This is a genomic window from Agromyces sp. Y182 (assembly GCF_059445385.1).
Map to the genome: position 1 here is coordinate 1,253,102 of NZ_JCAIUF010000002.1, position 14,491 is coordinate 1,267,592.

General features: G+C 69.8%; 13 protein-coding genes and 1 rRNA gene. 6 read left to right on the forward strand and 8 right to left on the reverse strand.

Going from position 1 to position 14,491, the window contains the following annotated elements:
• Nucleotides 1-60 precede the first annotated feature (60 nt).
• Both AC1C2R_RS20405 and AC1C2R_RS20410 read left to right on the forward strand, forming a co-directional pair.
• On the forward strand, nucleotides 61-1,461 hold the full coding sequence (locus tag AC1C2R_RS20405; RefSeq protein ID WP_495381092.1) for an L-serine ammonia-lyase: 1,401 nt from the start codon (nucleotides 61-63) through the stop codon (nucleotides 1,459-1,461).
• Between the two features lie 114 nt (nucleotides 1,462-1,575).
• Nucleotides 1,576-2,463 carry a sulfurtransferase gene (locus AC1C2R_RS20410; protein ID WP_495381093.1) on the forward strand — a complete coding sequence of 296 codons (888 nt, stop codon included), beginning with the start codon at nucleotides 1,576-1,578 and terminating at the stop codon, nucleotides 2,461-2,463.
• Nucleotides 2,464-2,615: 152 nt separating this feature from the next.
• Here the strand turns inward: AC1C2R_RS20410 and AC1C2R_RS20415 are convergent, their stop codons facing one another.
• Nucleotides 2,616-3,140 (reverse strand): rhodanese-like domain-containing protein, encoded by a 525-nt coding sequence (locus tag AC1C2R_RS20415; protein WP_495381094.1) that lies wholly within the window; start codon nucleotides 3,138-3,140, stop codon nucleotides 2,616-2,618.
• 126 nt (nucleotides 3,141-3,266) lie between these two features.
• Between AC1C2R_RS20415 and AC1C2R_RS20420 the strand changes: the two genes are divergently transcribed.
• Nucleotides 3,267-4,931 (forward strand): cation:proton antiporter, encoded by a 1,665-nt coding sequence (locus AC1C2R_RS20420; protein WP_495381095.1) that lies wholly within the window; start codon nucleotides 3,267-3,269, stop codon nucleotides 4,929-4,931.
• A gap of 40 nt (nucleotides 4,932-4,971) precedes the next feature.
• Here the strand turns inward: AC1C2R_RS20420 and AC1C2R_RS20425 are convergent, their stop codons facing one another.
• Nucleotides 4,972-6,246, reverse strand: a complete 1,275-nt coding sequence (locus AC1C2R_RS20425; RefSeq protein WP_495381096.1) for a M18 family aminopeptidase — start codon at nucleotides 6,244-6,246, stop codon at nucleotides 4,972-4,974.
• A gap of 109 nt (nucleotides 6,247-6,355) precedes the next feature.
• On the opposite strand from AC1C2R_RS20425, the gene AC1C2R_RS20430 reads away from it, so the two are divergent.
• Nucleotides 6,356-6,943: an NADPH-dependent FMN reductase gene (locus tag AC1C2R_RS20430; protein ID WP_495353267.1), complete on the forward strand. Its 588-nt coding sequence runs from the start codon at nucleotides 6,356-6,358 to the stop codon at nucleotides 6,941-6,943.
• Nucleotides 6,944-7,027: 84 nt separating this feature from the next.
• Here AC1C2R_RS20430 and AC1C2R_RS20435 read toward each other — a convergent pair whose 3' ends face one another.
• On the reverse strand, nucleotides 7,028-7,960 hold the full coding sequence (locus AC1C2R_RS20435) for a J domain-containing protein (RefSeq protein WP_495381097.1): 933 nt from the start codon (nucleotides 7,958-7,960) through the stop codon (nucleotides 7,028-7,030).
• 159 nt (nucleotides 7,961-8,119) lie between these two features.
• Between AC1C2R_RS20435 and AC1C2R_RS20440 the strand changes: the two genes are divergently transcribed.
• Nucleotides 8,120-8,548: a DUF1761 domain-containing protein gene (locus AC1C2R_RS20440; protein WP_495353265.1), complete on the forward strand. Its 429-nt coding sequence runs from the start codon at nucleotides 8,120-8,122 to the stop codon at nucleotides 8,546-8,548.
• Nucleotides 8,549-8,561: 13 nt separating this feature from the next.
• On the opposite strand, the gene AC1C2R_RS20445 is transcribed toward AC1C2R_RS20440, so the two are convergent.
• The gene (locus AC1C2R_RS20445; RefSeq protein WP_495381098.1) at nucleotides 8,562-10,208 is read right to left on the reverse strand and encodes a DUF7059 domain-containing protein; all 1,647 of its coding nucleotides are present in this window, start codon (nucleotides 10,206-10,208) and stop codon (nucleotides 8,562-8,564) included.
• Nucleotides 10,209-10,462: 254 nt separating this feature from the next.
• Between AC1C2R_RS20445 and AC1C2R_RS20450 the strand changes: the two genes are divergently transcribed.
• Nucleotides 10,463-10,795 carry a hypothetical protein gene (locus tag AC1C2R_RS20450; protein ID WP_495353263.1) on the forward strand — a complete coding sequence of 111 codons (333 nt, stop codon included), beginning with the start codon at nucleotides 10,463-10,465 and terminating at the stop codon, nucleotides 10,793-10,795.
• Here the strand turns inward: AC1C2R_RS20450 and pnuC are convergent.
• From pnuC to rrf, 4 genes are all read right to left on the reverse strand, one after another.
• Nucleotides 10,746-11,429, reverse strand: coding sequence for a nicotinamide riboside transporter PnuC (gene pnuC, locus AC1C2R_RS20455; RefSeq protein ID WP_495353262.1), 684 nt, complete (start codon nucleotides 11,427-11,429; stop codon nucleotides 10,746-10,748). The two genes, AC1C2R_RS20450 and pnuC, sit on opposite strands and share 50 nt — an antisense overlap.
• Entirely contained in the window at nucleotides 11,426-11,842 is a 417-nt protein-coding gene (locus tag AC1C2R_RS20460; RefSeq protein WP_495353261.1) for a DUF3054 domain-containing protein, read from the reverse strand. Before AC1C2R_RS20460 ends, pnuC begins: the two co-directional genes overlap by 4 nt.
• A 452-nt stretch (nucleotides 11,843-12,294) precedes the next feature.
• Nucleotides 12,295-14,184: a thioredoxin domain-containing protein gene (locus AC1C2R_RS20465; protein WP_495381099.1), complete on the reverse strand. Its 1,890-nt coding sequence runs from the start codon at nucleotides 14,182-14,184 to the stop codon at nucleotides 12,295-12,297.
• Nucleotides 14,185-14,367: 183 nt separating this feature from the next.
• A 5S ribosomal RNA gene (rrf, locus tag AC1C2R_RS20470) occupies nucleotides 14,368-14,484 on the reverse strand.
• Nucleotides 14,485-14,491: the final 7 nt, after the last annotated feature.

Genomic DNA, 14,491 nt, shown 5'->3' on the forward strand with positions numbered 1-14,491 from the left:
GCGCATGATTCTGCGAGTCTGCGCCGCAACGCTGCGCGAGACTCGGCGTAGCCTTGGGGTGTGACAGCGTTCGTCTCAGCCCTCGATCTCTTCTCGATCGGGATCGGCCCCTCGAGTTCGCACACCGTCGGCCCGATGCGGGCGGCACGTGCCTTCGCCGAGCGACTCGTGGGCGACGACGTGCTCGAGCACGTGATCCGCATCACGTGCTCGCTCTACGGGTCGCTCGGTGCGACCGGTCTCGGTCACGGCACACCCGACGCGGTCGTCGCCGGACTCGCCGGGCTCGAGCCGCATGACTCCGACCCCGACGAGGTGCGCGGCGCCTGGTCGCGGCTCGGCACCGAAGACACCGCCGGCACCGCCGTGCGCATCATGGGCGGCCACGCCGTGCGGATGCTCCGCAGCGATCTCTCCCTCGAACCGCGCACCCGCCTCCCAGGCCATCCCAACGCGATGACGCTGCAGGCATGGGGCGACGGCCCGCTCCCCCTCGCCGAAGAGACGTACTACTCGGTCGGCGGCGGCTTCATCCGCCGCGAGGGCGAAGCCGCGTCCGAGGCCGAAGCGCTGCGTCATCCGCTGCCCTATTCGAACGCCGACGAATTGCTCGCGCTCTGCGAAGAGCACGGCGTCTCGTTCTGCGACGTCGCGAGGTACAACGAGGTCTCGGTGCACGGCGATGAGGGCATCGACGCCGGACTCGACGCGATCTGGGCCGCGATGGCGTCGTGCGTCGCCCATGGGCTCGCCACCGAGGGCACTCTGCCCGGCGGGCTCGGCGTGAAGCGTCGGGCACCGCACGTGCGCCGTCGTCTCGAGGAGTACGACCGCGACGAGGCCGCACACAGTGGTGCATCCGGACGCGACACGTCGACCGAGTGGCTGCATGCTTTCGCCCTCGCGGTGAACGAAGAGAACGCCTCGGGCGGGCGCGTCGTCACCGCGCCGACGAACGGCGCAGCGGGCATCATCCCGGCCGTCGGCCACTACTACCTGAGGTTCGTGCCCGGTGCGGATGCGGCCGGCATTCGCCGGTACCTGCTGACCGCGGCCGCGATCGCCTCTCTCGTGAAGAAGAACGCCTCGATCTCGGGGGCCGAAGGCGGCTGCCAGGCCGAGGTCGGCTCCGCGTGCGCGATGGCGGCCGGTGCGCTCTGCGCCGTGCTCGGCGGCACACCGCGCCAGATCGAGAACGCCGCCGAGATCGCGATGGAACACCACCTCGGCCTCACGTGCGACCCCGTCGCGGGTCTCGTGCAGGTTCCGTGCATCGAGCGCAACGCGATCGCGTCCTCGACTGCGGTCTCGGCCGCGCGGCTCGCGTTGCACGGCGACGGCACGCACCTCGTCTCGCTCGACACCGTCATCGAGACGATGCGGCAGACGGGGCTCGACATGATGACGAAGTACAAGGAGACGAGCGAGGGCGGGCTCGCGGTCAACGTCGTCGAGTGCTGAGCGTGCAGCCGGAAACGGCTGCACGTGTCCGGTCACCGGTAAGCGGCGCTGCGCCGGTTACGGTCTGTTGCGACCTCCGCCGGCGCAGACCGCCCGCACGACTAGCGTTTCGCCATGACCGCTCCCGCCCTCGAACTCCCCGGCCCCCTCGTCACCGCAACATGGCTCGCCGAGCATCTCGGCGATGAACGCCTCGTCGTCGTCGATGCGAGCGTGCTCGGTGTCGAGGCGCCCGCCGGGTTCCACTGGCTCTCGGGGCTCGACGAGTACCTCATCGACGGACACGTGCCCGGCGCGATCTTCGCCGACCTGCTCGAGGAGTTCTCCGACCCTACGGGCGGCCTCACCTTCATGAGACCCGATCTCGAGCGGCTCGAACACGCTGCACGGGCGGTCGGCATCGACGACGAGACGATCGTCGTCATCTACGACTCGTCGATCGGGCAATGGGCGGCACGGCTCTGGTGGTTGCTCGCCTCCGCCGGATTCGACGGGGCTGCGGTGCTCGATGGCGGCCTCGCGGCGTGGCGCGCCGGCGACGGGCCGCTCGATTCCGGCTTCGAGTCGCCGCGCATGGCCGGAGCGCTCTCTCTGACGCCGGTCGACGGGTACTGGGCCGACATCGACGAGGTGCGACGCATCGTCGATGGTGAATCGGATGCCGCGCTCGTCTGCGCGCTCCCCCGAGGCGACTTCCGCGGCGAGACCGGCCGGCGGGAACGCCGCGGGCACATCCCCGGAAGCGTCAACGTTCCCGTCGGCTCGGTCGTCGACCGGGAATCCCGCACGCAATTGCACGGGGCCGCGCTCGCCGAGCGTCTCGCCCCGGCGACCTCGACGGGCGCCGGGCGCATCGTCGTCTACTGCGGGGCCGGCATCGCGGCGGCGGGCACGGGCTTCGCACTCCGGCGGGCCGGGCACACGGATGTCGCGGTGTTCGACGGGTCGCTCGAAGAATGGGTGGCCGACTCCGAGGCGCCCCTCGTCACTCTTGCGGGCTGAGGCGCAGCGTCGTCTCTGCCGGCGTGCCTGCCGGCGTATCTGTCGGCGTATCTGCCGGCCTGTTTGCCCGCGTGCCTGCCCACCCGCCCGCCCGGTGCCCGGGTGGGCGCCGATGTCCCGGCCGACGCCCGCCCGAGTGCGTGAGGCCCGTCTCAGCAGGCGCAGCTGATGTCGCCGTTCGCGACCGCACCACCGCGCAGGCCCTCCGCGGCGACGTTCGTGAGCGCATCGGCGGGGCTCTGGGCCGGGCCGTCGGCGGTGTCGTAGGCGAAGCCCTCGCGTACCCAGTACTCGAACCCGCCGAGCATCTCTTTCACGGGATGACCGAGCAGGGCGAACTCGAGTGCGGCGCGTGTCGCGCCGTTGCATCCGGGCCCCCAGCAGTACACGACGACCGGCATTCCGGCGGGAATGCGCGACGCAGCCTCGGGTGCGACGCGTCGGCCCGGCAAGTGCATCGCACCCGGCACATGTCCCTGCGCCCACGACGCTTCGTTGCGAGTGTCGACGAGCACGAACCCCCGCTCGGCGTCGGCGAGCGCGGCGGCGACATCCGAGACATCGGACTCGAAGCCGAGGCGACCGCGGAAATGGGCGATCGCGGCGGCGGAATCGGCGACGTGCTCGAAGAGCGACGGAACGGCAGCTGTCGTCGGGGTGGAGATCGTCTCGGTCATGTCTTCACCCTGTCATCGACGAACGCGTCCGCACCGGCGAAATAACGCCGTCATGGCGCGACATCCGGCCATGATCGGGGTGCGACCGCATTCCGCGACCGCCGCATCTCCGCCTACCCTGAATCCATGCACCTCGGCGAGATCTTCCTGTTGCTCGGCGGTTCACTCGCGGTCACCGCGTTCGCCCGATGGCGCGGCTGGCCGGCTCCGCTCCTCGTCATGGGGGTCGCCTTCGTCGTGTCGGTCGTTCCGGCGATTCCCGAGATCGACGTCGACGGCGAGCTCGTCCTGAGTCTCGTTCTGCCGCCGCTGCTGTACTCGGCCGCACTCGATGTCACCTATCTGAACTTCCGGCGCAGCATCCGCCAGATCCGGCGGCTCGGCATCTACCTGCCGATCGCGACCGCCGCCGCCGTCGGACTCGTGGTCTGGCTCATCGCCCCATCACTCGGGCTCCCCATGGCGCTGCTCATCGGGGCCATCGTCGCACCCTCCGACGCCGTCTCCGCCGCAGCCGTGGGGCGCAAGCTCGGCCTTCCTCGCCGTGTGATGACGGTGATCTCCGGCGAGAGCCTCGTGAACGATGCGACGTCGATCACCCTGTTCCGCACCTTCGCCGCGATCGTCGCGGGCGCCACGGTGACCTGGCTCGACGGCATCGGCTCCTTCCTGATCGCCGTGGCCGTCGGCACCGGCCTCGGCCTGCTGATCGGCTGGCTCGTGACCCTCGTGCGCACGCGGCTCGACGATTCCGTCATCCTCGGCACGATCGGTCTGCTCGTGCCGTTCGCGGCATATGCGATCGCCGAGCGGCTCGGCGGCTCGGGCGTGCTCGCGGTCGTGGCCGCCGGCATCCTGATCGGCTACAACGCGCCGAAGACGGGCTATGCCACTCGGCAGCAGGAACGACCGCTGTGGCAGTCGATCGACGTGCTCCTCGAGGGCCTCGTATTCGCCCTCATCGGGCTGCAGTTGAGCCCGGCGGTCCTCGACGTGATGTCGAGCCCCCTCGGCCTCTGGCGCAACATCGCCATCGCTCTGGCCGTGCTCGCGACCGTCATCCTCGTACGCATCGTCTGGGTCTTCGGCGGCTACGGGCTGTCGCGCCGAGTCGGGAATCGGCTCGCGCCCGTCTGGGCGAGGCACGGCCGCAGATACCACGTGGAGCCGCAGCTCGCGCCGAAAGAGCTCGCAGTCATCTCGTGGGCGGGCATGCGCGGTGTCGTCACGCTCGCCACTGCGACGGCGATCCCGACGATGGCGGGCGATCCGAGCGCGGGCAGCACGGTGTTCCTGATCGCCTTCGTGGTGACCATCGGCACGCTCCTGTTGCAGTCGACCACGCTGCCCGTGCTCATCCGCCGACTCGGCGTCGTCGCCGACGACGAACGCGAGCAGGACCGCAAGGAGATCCAAGCGGTGCTGCATCGCAGCAATCAGGCCGGACTCGCCTACATCGAGAGCCGCCGAGCCGAGTGGCGCGAACGATTCGGCCCCGAACTCGCCGACGACGTCATCGACCGCTTCGAAAAGCGCATTCGAGCGGATGCCACGAGGGCCCGTCAGCTCGAGAGCGACGAGGATGCACCGCCAGCCGCCTCCCAATCGGAATTCGCGGAACTCTCCCGCCAGTGGATCGCGGCGCGAAGGAAGGTCGTGCTCGAGGAACGCGATGCGGGCCACCTCAATGAGGAGGTCATGCGCGAACTCTTCTTCGCCCTCGACGCCGAGGAGCTCGCGCTGGATTCGCGGACCGCCGTGCGTTCGGATGCCCGCGGCGAAATGCCGTGAGCGCCGGCCCCGATCGGGGCCGGGCTCGGCTGCGCGGGCGTTACTCGGCTGACGCGAAGAAGGCGGTCACGGCAGCACCCAGCGCGGCGAGATCGTCGACGTGCGCGAGCTCGCGGACCGAGTGCATCGACAGGAGCGGCACCCCGACATCGACCGTTCGGATGCCGAGTCGGGTCGCCGAGAGCGGCCCGATGGTCGAACCGCAGGGAATCGAGTTGTTCGACACGAACGACTGGGTCGGCACTCCCGCCCGGCGGCAGATCGCCGCCCAGAAGCCGGACCCGGGCGCGTCGCTCGCGTAACGCTGGTTCGCGTTGAGCTTCAGCAGGGGCCCGCCGCCGAGCACCGGCCGGTTCGCGGGATCGTGCCGATCGGGATAGTTCGGGTGCACCGCATGGCCCGCGTCCGACGAGACGATCCAGGATGCCGCGAACGCGCGCCGTCGCTCGATCTCACCCGCGCCGAGCCCAGCCGCGACGCGCACGAGCACGTCGTCGAGGAACGGCCCACTCGCGCCCGAACGCGACTCGGAGCCGAGCTCCTCATGGTCGAAAGCGGCGAGCACGCTGATGTGCCCGGCATCGTTCGGAGCATCGAGCAGCGCCGCGAGTCCCGCGTAGACCGAGCTCAGGTTGTCCATGCGCCCCGACGCGAACAGGACGTCGGCGAGACCGAACCGGCCAGGCGCCTGGGTGTCTGCCACGAACACGTCGTGCCCGACGACCCGATCGACCGGCACCCCTGCAGACGCCGCGAGCACCGCCAGGATGTCGCCGTCGGCGCCCGCGCCCCAGATCGGTTGCATGTGGCGCTGCTTGTCGAGGGTGAGGCCCTTGTTCACCTCGCGGTCGAGGTGGATCGCCAGTTGCGGGATCCGCAGCATCGGCCCGGTGCGCACGAGGTGCTGCGCGCCGTCATCGGTGACGATGCGCCCGGCGAGCTCGAGCTCACGGTCGAGCCACGAGTTCAGGAGCGGCCCTCCATAGACCTCCACCCCGGCCTGCAACAGCCCTTCGGAGCTCGACGTCGGGCGCGGCTTGAGCTTGAACGACGGCGAATCCGTGTGCGCACCGAGGATCCGGTACGGCGTCGTCGCGTCCGCTCCCTCGGGCGCCACCCACGCGATGACGGCGCCGTCGCGCACCACGACGTGGCGACCGCCGCCGGCCGGCCACTCGTCGCGCTCGTCTCGCCGATCGAATCCGGCAGCTTCGAGCCGTCGGGCGGTCTCGGCGGCGGCGTGGTACGACGATGGGGAGTCGCGGACGAAGTCGGCGAAGTCGGCGATGTAGGCGTCGGTGCGTGATGCGGGCATCCTCCCATCCAACACCGCCCGCGCCTCGCGGTCGAGTTCACCGCTCGACACGAGCCCGCCCGAGGAGCAGGGTGGAGTCGGGGGCACCACCCAGGGGAAGGACGCGACGATGTCGATCACCTACGAACACGAGCCGCCGTACACCGTCGGCGTCCTGATCGGGAGCCTCTCGGTCGATTCGATCAACCGTCGCCTCGCGACCGCGCTCGCACGCCTCGCGCCCGACGAGTTCCGGTTCACCGAGATTGAGATCGGGCAGCTGCCGCTCTACAACCGGGACTTCGACATCGACTACCCGCAGGTCGCCCGCGACTTCAAGCGGTCGATCGCCGACGTCGACGCCCTGCTCTTCGTCACGCCCGAGTACAACCGTTCGCTGCCGGGAGCGCTCAAGAACGCGATCGACTGGGCGAGCCGCCCGTTCGGCAGCAACGCCTTGAGCCAGAAGCCCTCAGCCGTCATCGGCGCTTCGACGGGCGCGATCGGCACGGCGGTGGCGCAACAGCAACTGCGCAGCATCCTGAGCTTCTGCAACGCCCCGCAGATGAACTCACCCGAGGCCTACATCCAGATGACGCCCGGGCTCGTCACCGACGACGGCGAAGTCACGGTCGAGAGCACGCGCGAGTTCCTCGTCACCTACCTCACGCGCTTCCTCGAGTTCACGACCCGCGTGCTGACGGTGCTGCCGCGCTGACCATACTGCCGCACTGGTCGCACTGCGGGGCGTCGCCGGTGTCGCGTCGCCGGTGTCGCGTCGCTCCTCGGCCAGCTCTCGAGTTCAGGCGAACCGCACCACCGCCTGCAGGCGCGAACGCACCTCCATGACCTCGGTGCCGCCGAGGTGCGCCGATGCCGGCAGCCCCTCGCGTACGGCGCTCGCGAGGCGCGATCTCCGCACGAGCGCGACGACCGCGCCGCGAACGGTGCCGCCGAGTTCGAGCGGCTCGGCGGTGTGCTCGTCGGGCACGACGATCATGAGCGCCGTCGGCTTCACGCGCGCGGCCCGACCGATGGCCTTCGCCCGCGCGGCGAGTGCGCGCACCGGCCGTTCGCCGCCGAGCGCCTCGCCGACGAGTTCGCCGCGTTTCATCACCACAGGCCCGCCCCAGTCCTCCGACTGGATCGCGAAGAGCCCCGTCGGGCCGAGCACGAGGTGGTCGAGCTTCGGCGGCAGTCCGCGGCCCGCGGCATCCGTCGCGAGATCGTGCCACACCGTGTAGGCGATGCCGAGCGTCGCGAGCGCGCGCGCACTCTCTTCTTCGGCGAGGGCGTCGGCGAGCACGTGACGGATGTCGTGCGGAGCGCTCCGCACGAGTGCGGGATCGTAGGGGTCGGCGAGTGTAACACCCCGGCCCGCCCACTCGCGGATGAGGTCGAGGTAGCGCTCGCGGGAGAGCCCGCCGGGGTGGCCGTAGGTGCGGGCCAACGGACGCGAGTCGCGCCGCGGCCTCGGCGAAGCCGGGGCCCAGGCCTCTCGGGTCGGCGCAGGAGTGCCCGCTCGCGATCCGCGGTCGAAGGCGGCGCGCGCATCGGGTGTGCCGACCAGGTCCCACGCCGACTGCACGGCGTGGAATCGCACGACGTCGCCGCCCGTGTCGGGGTGCGCGGTGCGCAGTGCGCGACGGTACGCGAGTCGCAGTGTCGCGTCGTCGGCGTTGGAGGAGACGCCGAGCACCTCGTAGGGTGAGGCGGAGAGCGGACTGTCGGGCATGGGCTCGCTTTCGATGTGCGACCACGAGAATACCGCGGCCCGCCTGTGCGCGGGTCTAGACTGCCGACCACAGGGGCCCGTGCGGGCCGCAGGGGAGGCTCCGATGCTCGTCGACGTCAAGACCACAGGGACCGTCCAGACGAATCGAAGGAGCGGCTGATGCTCGTCGACGTCAACTATTGGGCCGTGGTCATCGCAACGCTGTCGACGATGCTCGTCGGCTCGATCTGGTACACGCCGAAGGTGTTCGGCAACTACTGGATGCGGGTCGCGAAGGTCGATGATTCCGGCGATCGCGGGGCGGTCGGTCCGATCCTCACGACCCTCATCGTGAGCTTCATCTCGGCCTGGGTGCTCGCGATCGCCACCCAAGTGGCATGGACGGCCCTCGGCGGCAACTACCTGCTGATGGCGATCACGACGGGCCTCATGCTCTGGGCCGGCTTCACCGCCGCGCGTTTCATCACGCACGACGCGTTCGAAGGGCGCCCACCCGGCCTCACGATCCTGAACATCGCGCACGAGTTCGTGACGGTGCTCATCATGGCCCTCATCATCGGGGTGTGGCCGCCGGCCGGCACCGTCTGAATCGATCGGTCGTTCACTCCGCGAAGCGCAGCATCCCGTCGTCGATGAGCGTTCGCACCGCCGGCACGAGTTCAGCACCGAGCGCACCCTCGTCGACCTCGAGCAGTTGCGCGAGCGCTCCGATGATCGCGCCGACCGCGAGTTCCCCGTCGCAGGCGCCGACGAGCGCCGCGAGCCCCGTGTCGAGGCTGATCGCACGCCCGAATCCGCCGCCCTGGCGCAGCAGCATCGCAGTCGGGTCGTCGTCGCCCGGCCAGTAGTGGCGCTCTTCGGTGACGTCGCCGGCGGTCACGAGCCGGGCTGCGGCGAACGCGTCGTCGCTCAGCGCGGCCTGCCGGTCGTGACCGTCGAGGCACTCCGCGAGGTGCCCGCCGAGTCCGGCCTCGTTCGAGCCGAGCGCGCCGTGCAGCCGCTCGACGCGGGCGAGCCCCCCGAGTCGGGCGAGCAACGCGCCAGGCGACGGCTGAGCGGATGCCGCGGCATCCGCTCGCCGCAGCAGCACGTAACCGAAGCCCACGCGGTCGATGCCACGGACGGCGAAGTCGTCGAGCCACGCCTCGTACAGCCGGTCGAACTCGGCCGTGCCCGGCCGCGTGCCGCCGTCGCGGATCCACGTCTCGGCGTACTCCGTGACGTGCAGCAGGTCCCGCTCGATGATCCAGTGGTCGATGTGGCCTGCCCAGTCGGCGACGCGATGCAGGGCATCGTCTGCTCCCAACCGGTACTCCCAGTTTCCGAGCAGCTGAGCGACCCCGCCCGGCTCCAGATGCTCGCCGATACCGCGAACGACCGCCTCCACGAGCGCATCCCCGACCATGCCGCCGTCGCGGTAGTCGTATTCGATCACCCCTTCGGTCCGAGGAGTGATGACGAACGGCGGGTTCGAGACGATCCGCTCGAATCGCTCCCCGGCGACCGGATCGAACAGGCTGCCGAGCCGCAGCTCCACGCCCGCGATGCCGTTCAGCGCGAGGTTCAGCGCGGCGATCGCCAATGCGCGCTCCGAGATATCGGTCGCGACCACGCGGTCGGCGAACCGAGCGGCGTGCATGGCCTGGATACCGCACCCGGTGCCGAGGTCGAGCACGCTCACCGCAGGCGTCGGCAGCATGAGCCCCGACAACGTCATCGATGCGCCGCCGACGCCGAGCACGTGGTGCGCTCCGAGCGCCCGCCCGAGAACGAGCTCGCCGAGGTCGGAGATGATCCACCACTCGCCGCTCCCCTGCGCGTCGATGAAGGCGTACGGGCGCAAGTCGAGCGCGGCCCGAACGGCTCCTGCGGTGCCGGCGCGGCCTGCGCTGCCGGTGGCGTCAGTGCCGCCCAAGAGCCCGAGTTCGATGGCTCCGTCGACGCCGAGGGCCGGCAACGCGTCCGCGATGTCGCCGCGGGGCACCGCTCCGCCGAGCACGAACAGCTCGGCGAGCGTGATGAGACCGGCGAATGCCTCGAGCTCGGTGCGCCGCGCAGCGACGACGCGACGTGCGGGCACGCGTTCGCCGCGGTGGAGCGCGGCCGCGGCATCCGAACCCCACAGCTCATCGAGTGCAGCGACCGTGAAACGCGCGGCGACGAGGTCGGAACGCAACCGACCCAGCAGCTCGGTCGTTCGGGAGCCGGCGACGGCGATGCCCTGGCTCGGACGAGGTTCGGTGCTCATCCGACCATTCAAGCGCACCGCGGCATGGCTGCCGGCGCGCGCACCAGCCGCGCAGGATCAGGAATTCCGCAGCCATGTCGCGCTCCTCGGATCCCCCGCTGAGTTTCCACCCGTTCGATCAGCTGTTCGGAGCGACCGCGAGGCGAGCGTCATCGACTCGTCATCTGCCGTACACGTCGGATTGCGCTTTGTAACCCGCCCGTCACACGGTGCGTTTAGCGTTGATTACGATCGAATGAGGCGAGGGAGGGCGCATGGCAGAGTCGACGACGCTCGAGCGTCTGCGTCAAGACGCTCGCGACGAGCTCTCGGCACTCATCGAGCTTCGGTGCCGTCTGGGCGAAGACCCATGGGTCTTCCTGCCCGACCTTCCGTCGGTCGACGAGCAGGTTGTCGCGACGCTTCGCGAAGAGCGTCTGCACTCCGAGCGTTGGCGCACGGTTCGGGCACGTGCCTACCACCCGGCCGCCCGCGAAGGCGAGGCCGCGAAGTTCGAGTTCGAGCTGCTGCGCGAGATCGCCCTCGACCACCCCGAGCTCAGTTCGGCGGTGTGGTTGGTGCTCGATCGGGTGCCGTCGCGCTGGTGAGGCGCTGCACTCGCCGCCAGGTGATGAAGCCGAAGATCGTGAAGACGCCGTAGAAGACGTAGAGCAAGGCCGATGCGTAGTAGCCGGCGCTCACGAGCAGCGGCACACCCACGATGTCGACCGCCACCCAGATCAACCAGAACTCGGTCCACCCCTTCGCCATGCCCCAGGTGGCCAGCAGCGACCCCATGAAGATCCACGCGTCGGCCCACACCGGCTCGAACGAACCCAGGGCGCGGAAGACCGGCGTCAGTACAAGCGTTCCACCGATGAGGGCGACGCCGAGCAGGATGCGCGCCCTGGGGCTCGCCCACTTCGGCTCGACCGCCGTCGCGCTGACGTGGCGGTGGCGCGACCACCGCACCCAGCCGTAGATCGAGACGGCGATGAACATCAGCTGCCGTCCGGCCTGCCCGAGCAGGTTGACCGGGTTCGGGGTGTCGAACACGGCCCCGAGGAAGACCGTGAAGAGCAAGGCGTTGCCGACGATGCCGACCGGCCACGCCCACACCTTGCGGCGGAGCCCGCCGAGAGCGCTCGCGAGGCCGAAGAGGTTGCCGACGATCTCGCGCCAGAGGATCACCTGGTCGCCGATCACGAGCTGGGCATCGAAGAGCCACTCGAAGGGATTCATGCCGCTACTGCGTCGCGGTCGCGGTCGCGGTCGCGAGCCTTCCGGATGACGAGCAGCGCGATCAGGCGCCACCCGATGAGGAACACCGCGAGCGTCAGCGTGGCGACGACCACGAACGCGAACTGCACGCCCTGGCCGCCCACCGCCCGGAGCAGCATGCCGCCGGCCACGGTCACCGCCCAGACGACGACCCCCGTGGGCCAGACGGCCAGTGGATGCCGCCATGCGAAAGTCGCGGCCCAGCCGACGGCGAGTGCCGCGAGGAAGGGCCACGCCGTACCGGCCGATCCGGCGAGGTCCAGCCCTTCGGCGTGGCTGCGCCGGCCGATGATCACGAAGACGACGACCAGCACCACATCGATGATCGCGGCGACGGCGACGACGCCTGCTCCGCCCTGCGTTCGCCTGGTCATGCTCTCATCGTACGGATGTGGAGCAGAGCCCGCGGACTGCGGTCGGTCGGTCGGTCGGCTCAGCCTGCATCCGTTCGTAAGCCTGTTCAACAACGTTCCCACCGGTGTAGTCCAGCACGATCCGCAAGGAGGCATATATGCCTGCGGCATGGTTGGGCGCCATCAGTCGAAAATATCCGAATTGTTCAGGGTTGCGAGTTCGACCCGGGCGGTGTCAGCCTCGGCGCGTTGGCCGCGGCAGTGCTGACTCACACGGCCACACGGGGGCAACCTACGAACTCAGGGAGGGCCGTTCACCTCGTCCGAGCTGGCCGCTACGATCAGCCAGGAACTCGGCTCCGAGGTCATCTACGAAGACCCCTCAGAGACCGCCTTCGCCGACGTGCTGACGGGAGCCGGATTGCTGCCCGAACTCGCGACGCTGCACCCGCGGACCCCGCAACAGCAGGGCGTCACGCGCGCCCGCCGAACGCGTCGAGAGCCGCGGCATCGCCGACCGGGAGGGCGCACACGAACGTCTGGCAGCGGTACGCGGCCGCGGTGCCGTCGCGCGTAGTTCGGCCGTCGAACAGCGAGAATCCCGCGTCGGAGAACGTGCTCGCCTGCTGCTCGTCGACGACCACGGTGACGGATGCCTCGTGCCGTCGCGTCGCCTCGATGAGGCCCAGTTCCTCCTCGCCGACTCGGCGCCCGTCGCTGCGATCGGCGACGACCGTGACGAGCTGCACGACCGGAGCCCCGAGTCGCGCCATGAGCCCCAGTGCTCCGCCGAACGCGAGCGGTCGCGTCAGCGCGATTCTCACGACCGAGGTCATCGCCTGCTCGGCCGCAGTGCGATATCCGTCGCCTGCGCCCAGGAGGTACAGCCGCCACGCGGCATCCGCGCACGCTGTGATACCAGAGGGGACGCTGCCCTCCGCGGGATCTTCAGGCAGCACCAGGCCGCGCGCCTGCAGCACGGGGTCGGCACCGCCGGGCGGCGCGAACGGGACGGTCGCACCGGCCGCCGCCGCCATCGCAGCATCGACGAGCGATCGCGCGGCAACCGCGTAGCCGCACTCGCCGGTCGCCACTGCGAGTTGGAGCAGACCGCCCGCGAACATCCCCGTGTCCTCGAGCGTCGCAACCGCCTCCGACGTTGTTCCATCGAGCGAGGCCCGCACGAGTACGCCGCCAGGCCTCACGTGGTCTGCGAGCAATCGGTCCGCAGCACGTCGTGCCGATGCCAACGACACCTCATCGCCGCACGTGGACGCGTGCTTGGCAAGCGCACCGATCGCGAGCCCGTTCCACCCGGTCAGGATCTTCTCGTCGAGGGCGGGCGGTTCGAGGGCGGCGCGCCCGTTCGCGTCGCGTCGGTAGTAGCCGCCTTCGCTCCGCGCGCCGTCGATCAGGCTCTCCGAGTCCTGCGCACTCGCGAACCCGCCGGCCGCCAACTGCATCCGCTCGGTGAGGAATCCGGCGATCCCCTTGGCGGTCTCGCCGAGCGCCGAGTCGGTCGGATCGGCCAGCACGAGCTCGGCGGCGACGCCGAGCAACAGGGCGTTGTCGGTCAGCATCCGCTCGTAGTGGGGGTCGCTCCAGTCCGCCTTCGTCGCGTATCGGAAGAACCCGCCCTCCACCGGATCCCGCAGCGGCGAGGCGCTCATTCGTCGCATGGTGCGGGCAGCGACCGTGCGTCCCGGTTCCTCCATCGCGGCGAGGAAGCCGAGCACCGGAGCCATCGGGAACTTCGGGGCACGACCGAAACCGCCGTACACCCGATCCTCCTGACTCGCCAGTTCAGTGACCGCCGTCTGCAACCGTGCGAGGGTCGGCAGCGCTCCGGCAGTCTCCGCAGCGGATGCCGCGGCCAACGCCTGCGTTACGGCGGCCGCCGTCTCGTCGAGCTGCTCGCGACGCTCGCGCCACGCCTCGCCCACTGCTGCCAGCACTTGCGCGAAGGACGGCACCCCTCGCATCTCGCGAGGCGGGAAATACGTGCCGGCGTAGAACGCATGGCCCGCGGGAGTCGCGAAGATGGTGAGCGGCCATCCGAGCTCGTGCGTGAATGCGGAGGCCGCTGCCAGGTAGCTCGCGTCGACATCAGGATGCTCTTCGCGGTCCACCTTGACAGCGACGAAGCCGTCGTTCAAGATCCGTGCCGTCTCGGGGTCGCTGAAGCTCTCACGAGCCATGACGTGGCACCAGTGGCACGTCGCGTACCCGATCGAGATGAACATGGGCACGTCACGCTCGCGAGCCGCTGCGAATGCCGCCTCGCCCCACGGGTACCAATCGACCGGATTCCCCGCATGAGCACGCAGATACGGGCTCATGGATTCGCCGAGACGGTTACCCATCTCATCAGACTAGTTCCGCCGGTCCCCGCCGTCTCCGTGATCGCCGTCACCCTGAACGAAAAAAGAGCCGCCCGGACGGGGCGGCTCGGCAATGGACGTGCTCGTTCAGCACGCCCGTTGACCTCAGAAGCTCGTTAAACCAAAGAGAGCCGCCCAACCTTGGGCGGCTCTCTTCGAAATTATGTCCGGCGGTGTCCTACTCTCCCACAGGGTCCCCCCTGCAGTACCATCGGCGCTGCGAGTCTTAGCTTCCGGGTTCGGAATGTGTCCGGGCGTTTCCCTCGCGCTATGGCCGCCGAAACTCTTG

Excerpts from the sequence above, each read along its gene's own strand:
- AC1C2R_RS20410 (WP_495381093.1), top strand. The coding sequence starts at position 1,576 with ATGACCGCTCCCGCCCTCGAACTCCCCGGCCCCCTCGTCACCGCAACA.
- AC1C2R_RS20415 (WP_495381094.1), bottom strand. The coding sequence starts at position 3,140 with ATGACCGAGACGATCTCCACCCCGACGACAGCTGCCGTTCCGTCGCTC.
- AC1C2R_RS20420 (WP_495381095.1), top strand. The coding sequence starts at position 3,267 with ATGCACCTCGGCGAGATCTTCCTGTTGCTCGGCGGTTCACTCGCGGTC.
- AC1C2R_RS20425 (WP_495381096.1), bottom strand. The coding sequence starts at position 6,246 with ATGCCCGCATCACGCACCGACGCCTACATCGCCGACTTCGCCGACTTC.
- AC1C2R_RS20430 (WP_495353267.1), top strand. The coding sequence starts at position 6,356 with ATGTCGATCACCTACGAACACGAGCCGCCGTACACCGTCGGCGTCCTG.
- AC1C2R_RS20435 (WP_495381097.1), bottom strand. The coding sequence starts at position 7,960 with ATGCCCGACAGTCCGCTCTCCGCCTCACCCTACGAGGTGCTCGGCGTC.
- AC1C2R_RS20440 (WP_495353265.1), top strand. The coding sequence starts at position 8,120 with ATGCTCGTCGACGTCAACTATTGGGCCGTGGTCATCGCAACGCTGTCG.
- AC1C2R_RS20445 (WP_495381098.1), bottom strand. The coding sequence starts at position 10,208 with ATGAGCACCGAACCTCGTCCGAGCCAGGGCATCGCCGTCGCCGGCTCC.
- AC1C2R_RS20450 (WP_495353263.1), top strand. The coding sequence starts at position 10,463 with ATGGCAGAGTCGACGACGCTCGAGCGTCTGCGTCAAGACGCTCGCGAC.
- pnuC (WP_495353262.1), bottom strand. The coding sequence starts at position 11,429 with ATGAATCCCTTCGAGTGGCTCTTCGATGCCCAGCTCGTGATCGGCGAC.
- AC1C2R_RS20460 (WP_495353261.1), bottom strand. The coding sequence starts at position 11,842 with ATGACCAGGCGAACGCAGGGCGGAGCAGGCGTCGTCGCCGTCGCCGCG.
- AC1C2R_RS20465 (WP_495381099.1), bottom strand. The coding sequence starts at position 14,184 with ATGGGTAACCGTCTCGGCGAATCCATGAGCCCGTATCTGCGTGCTCAT.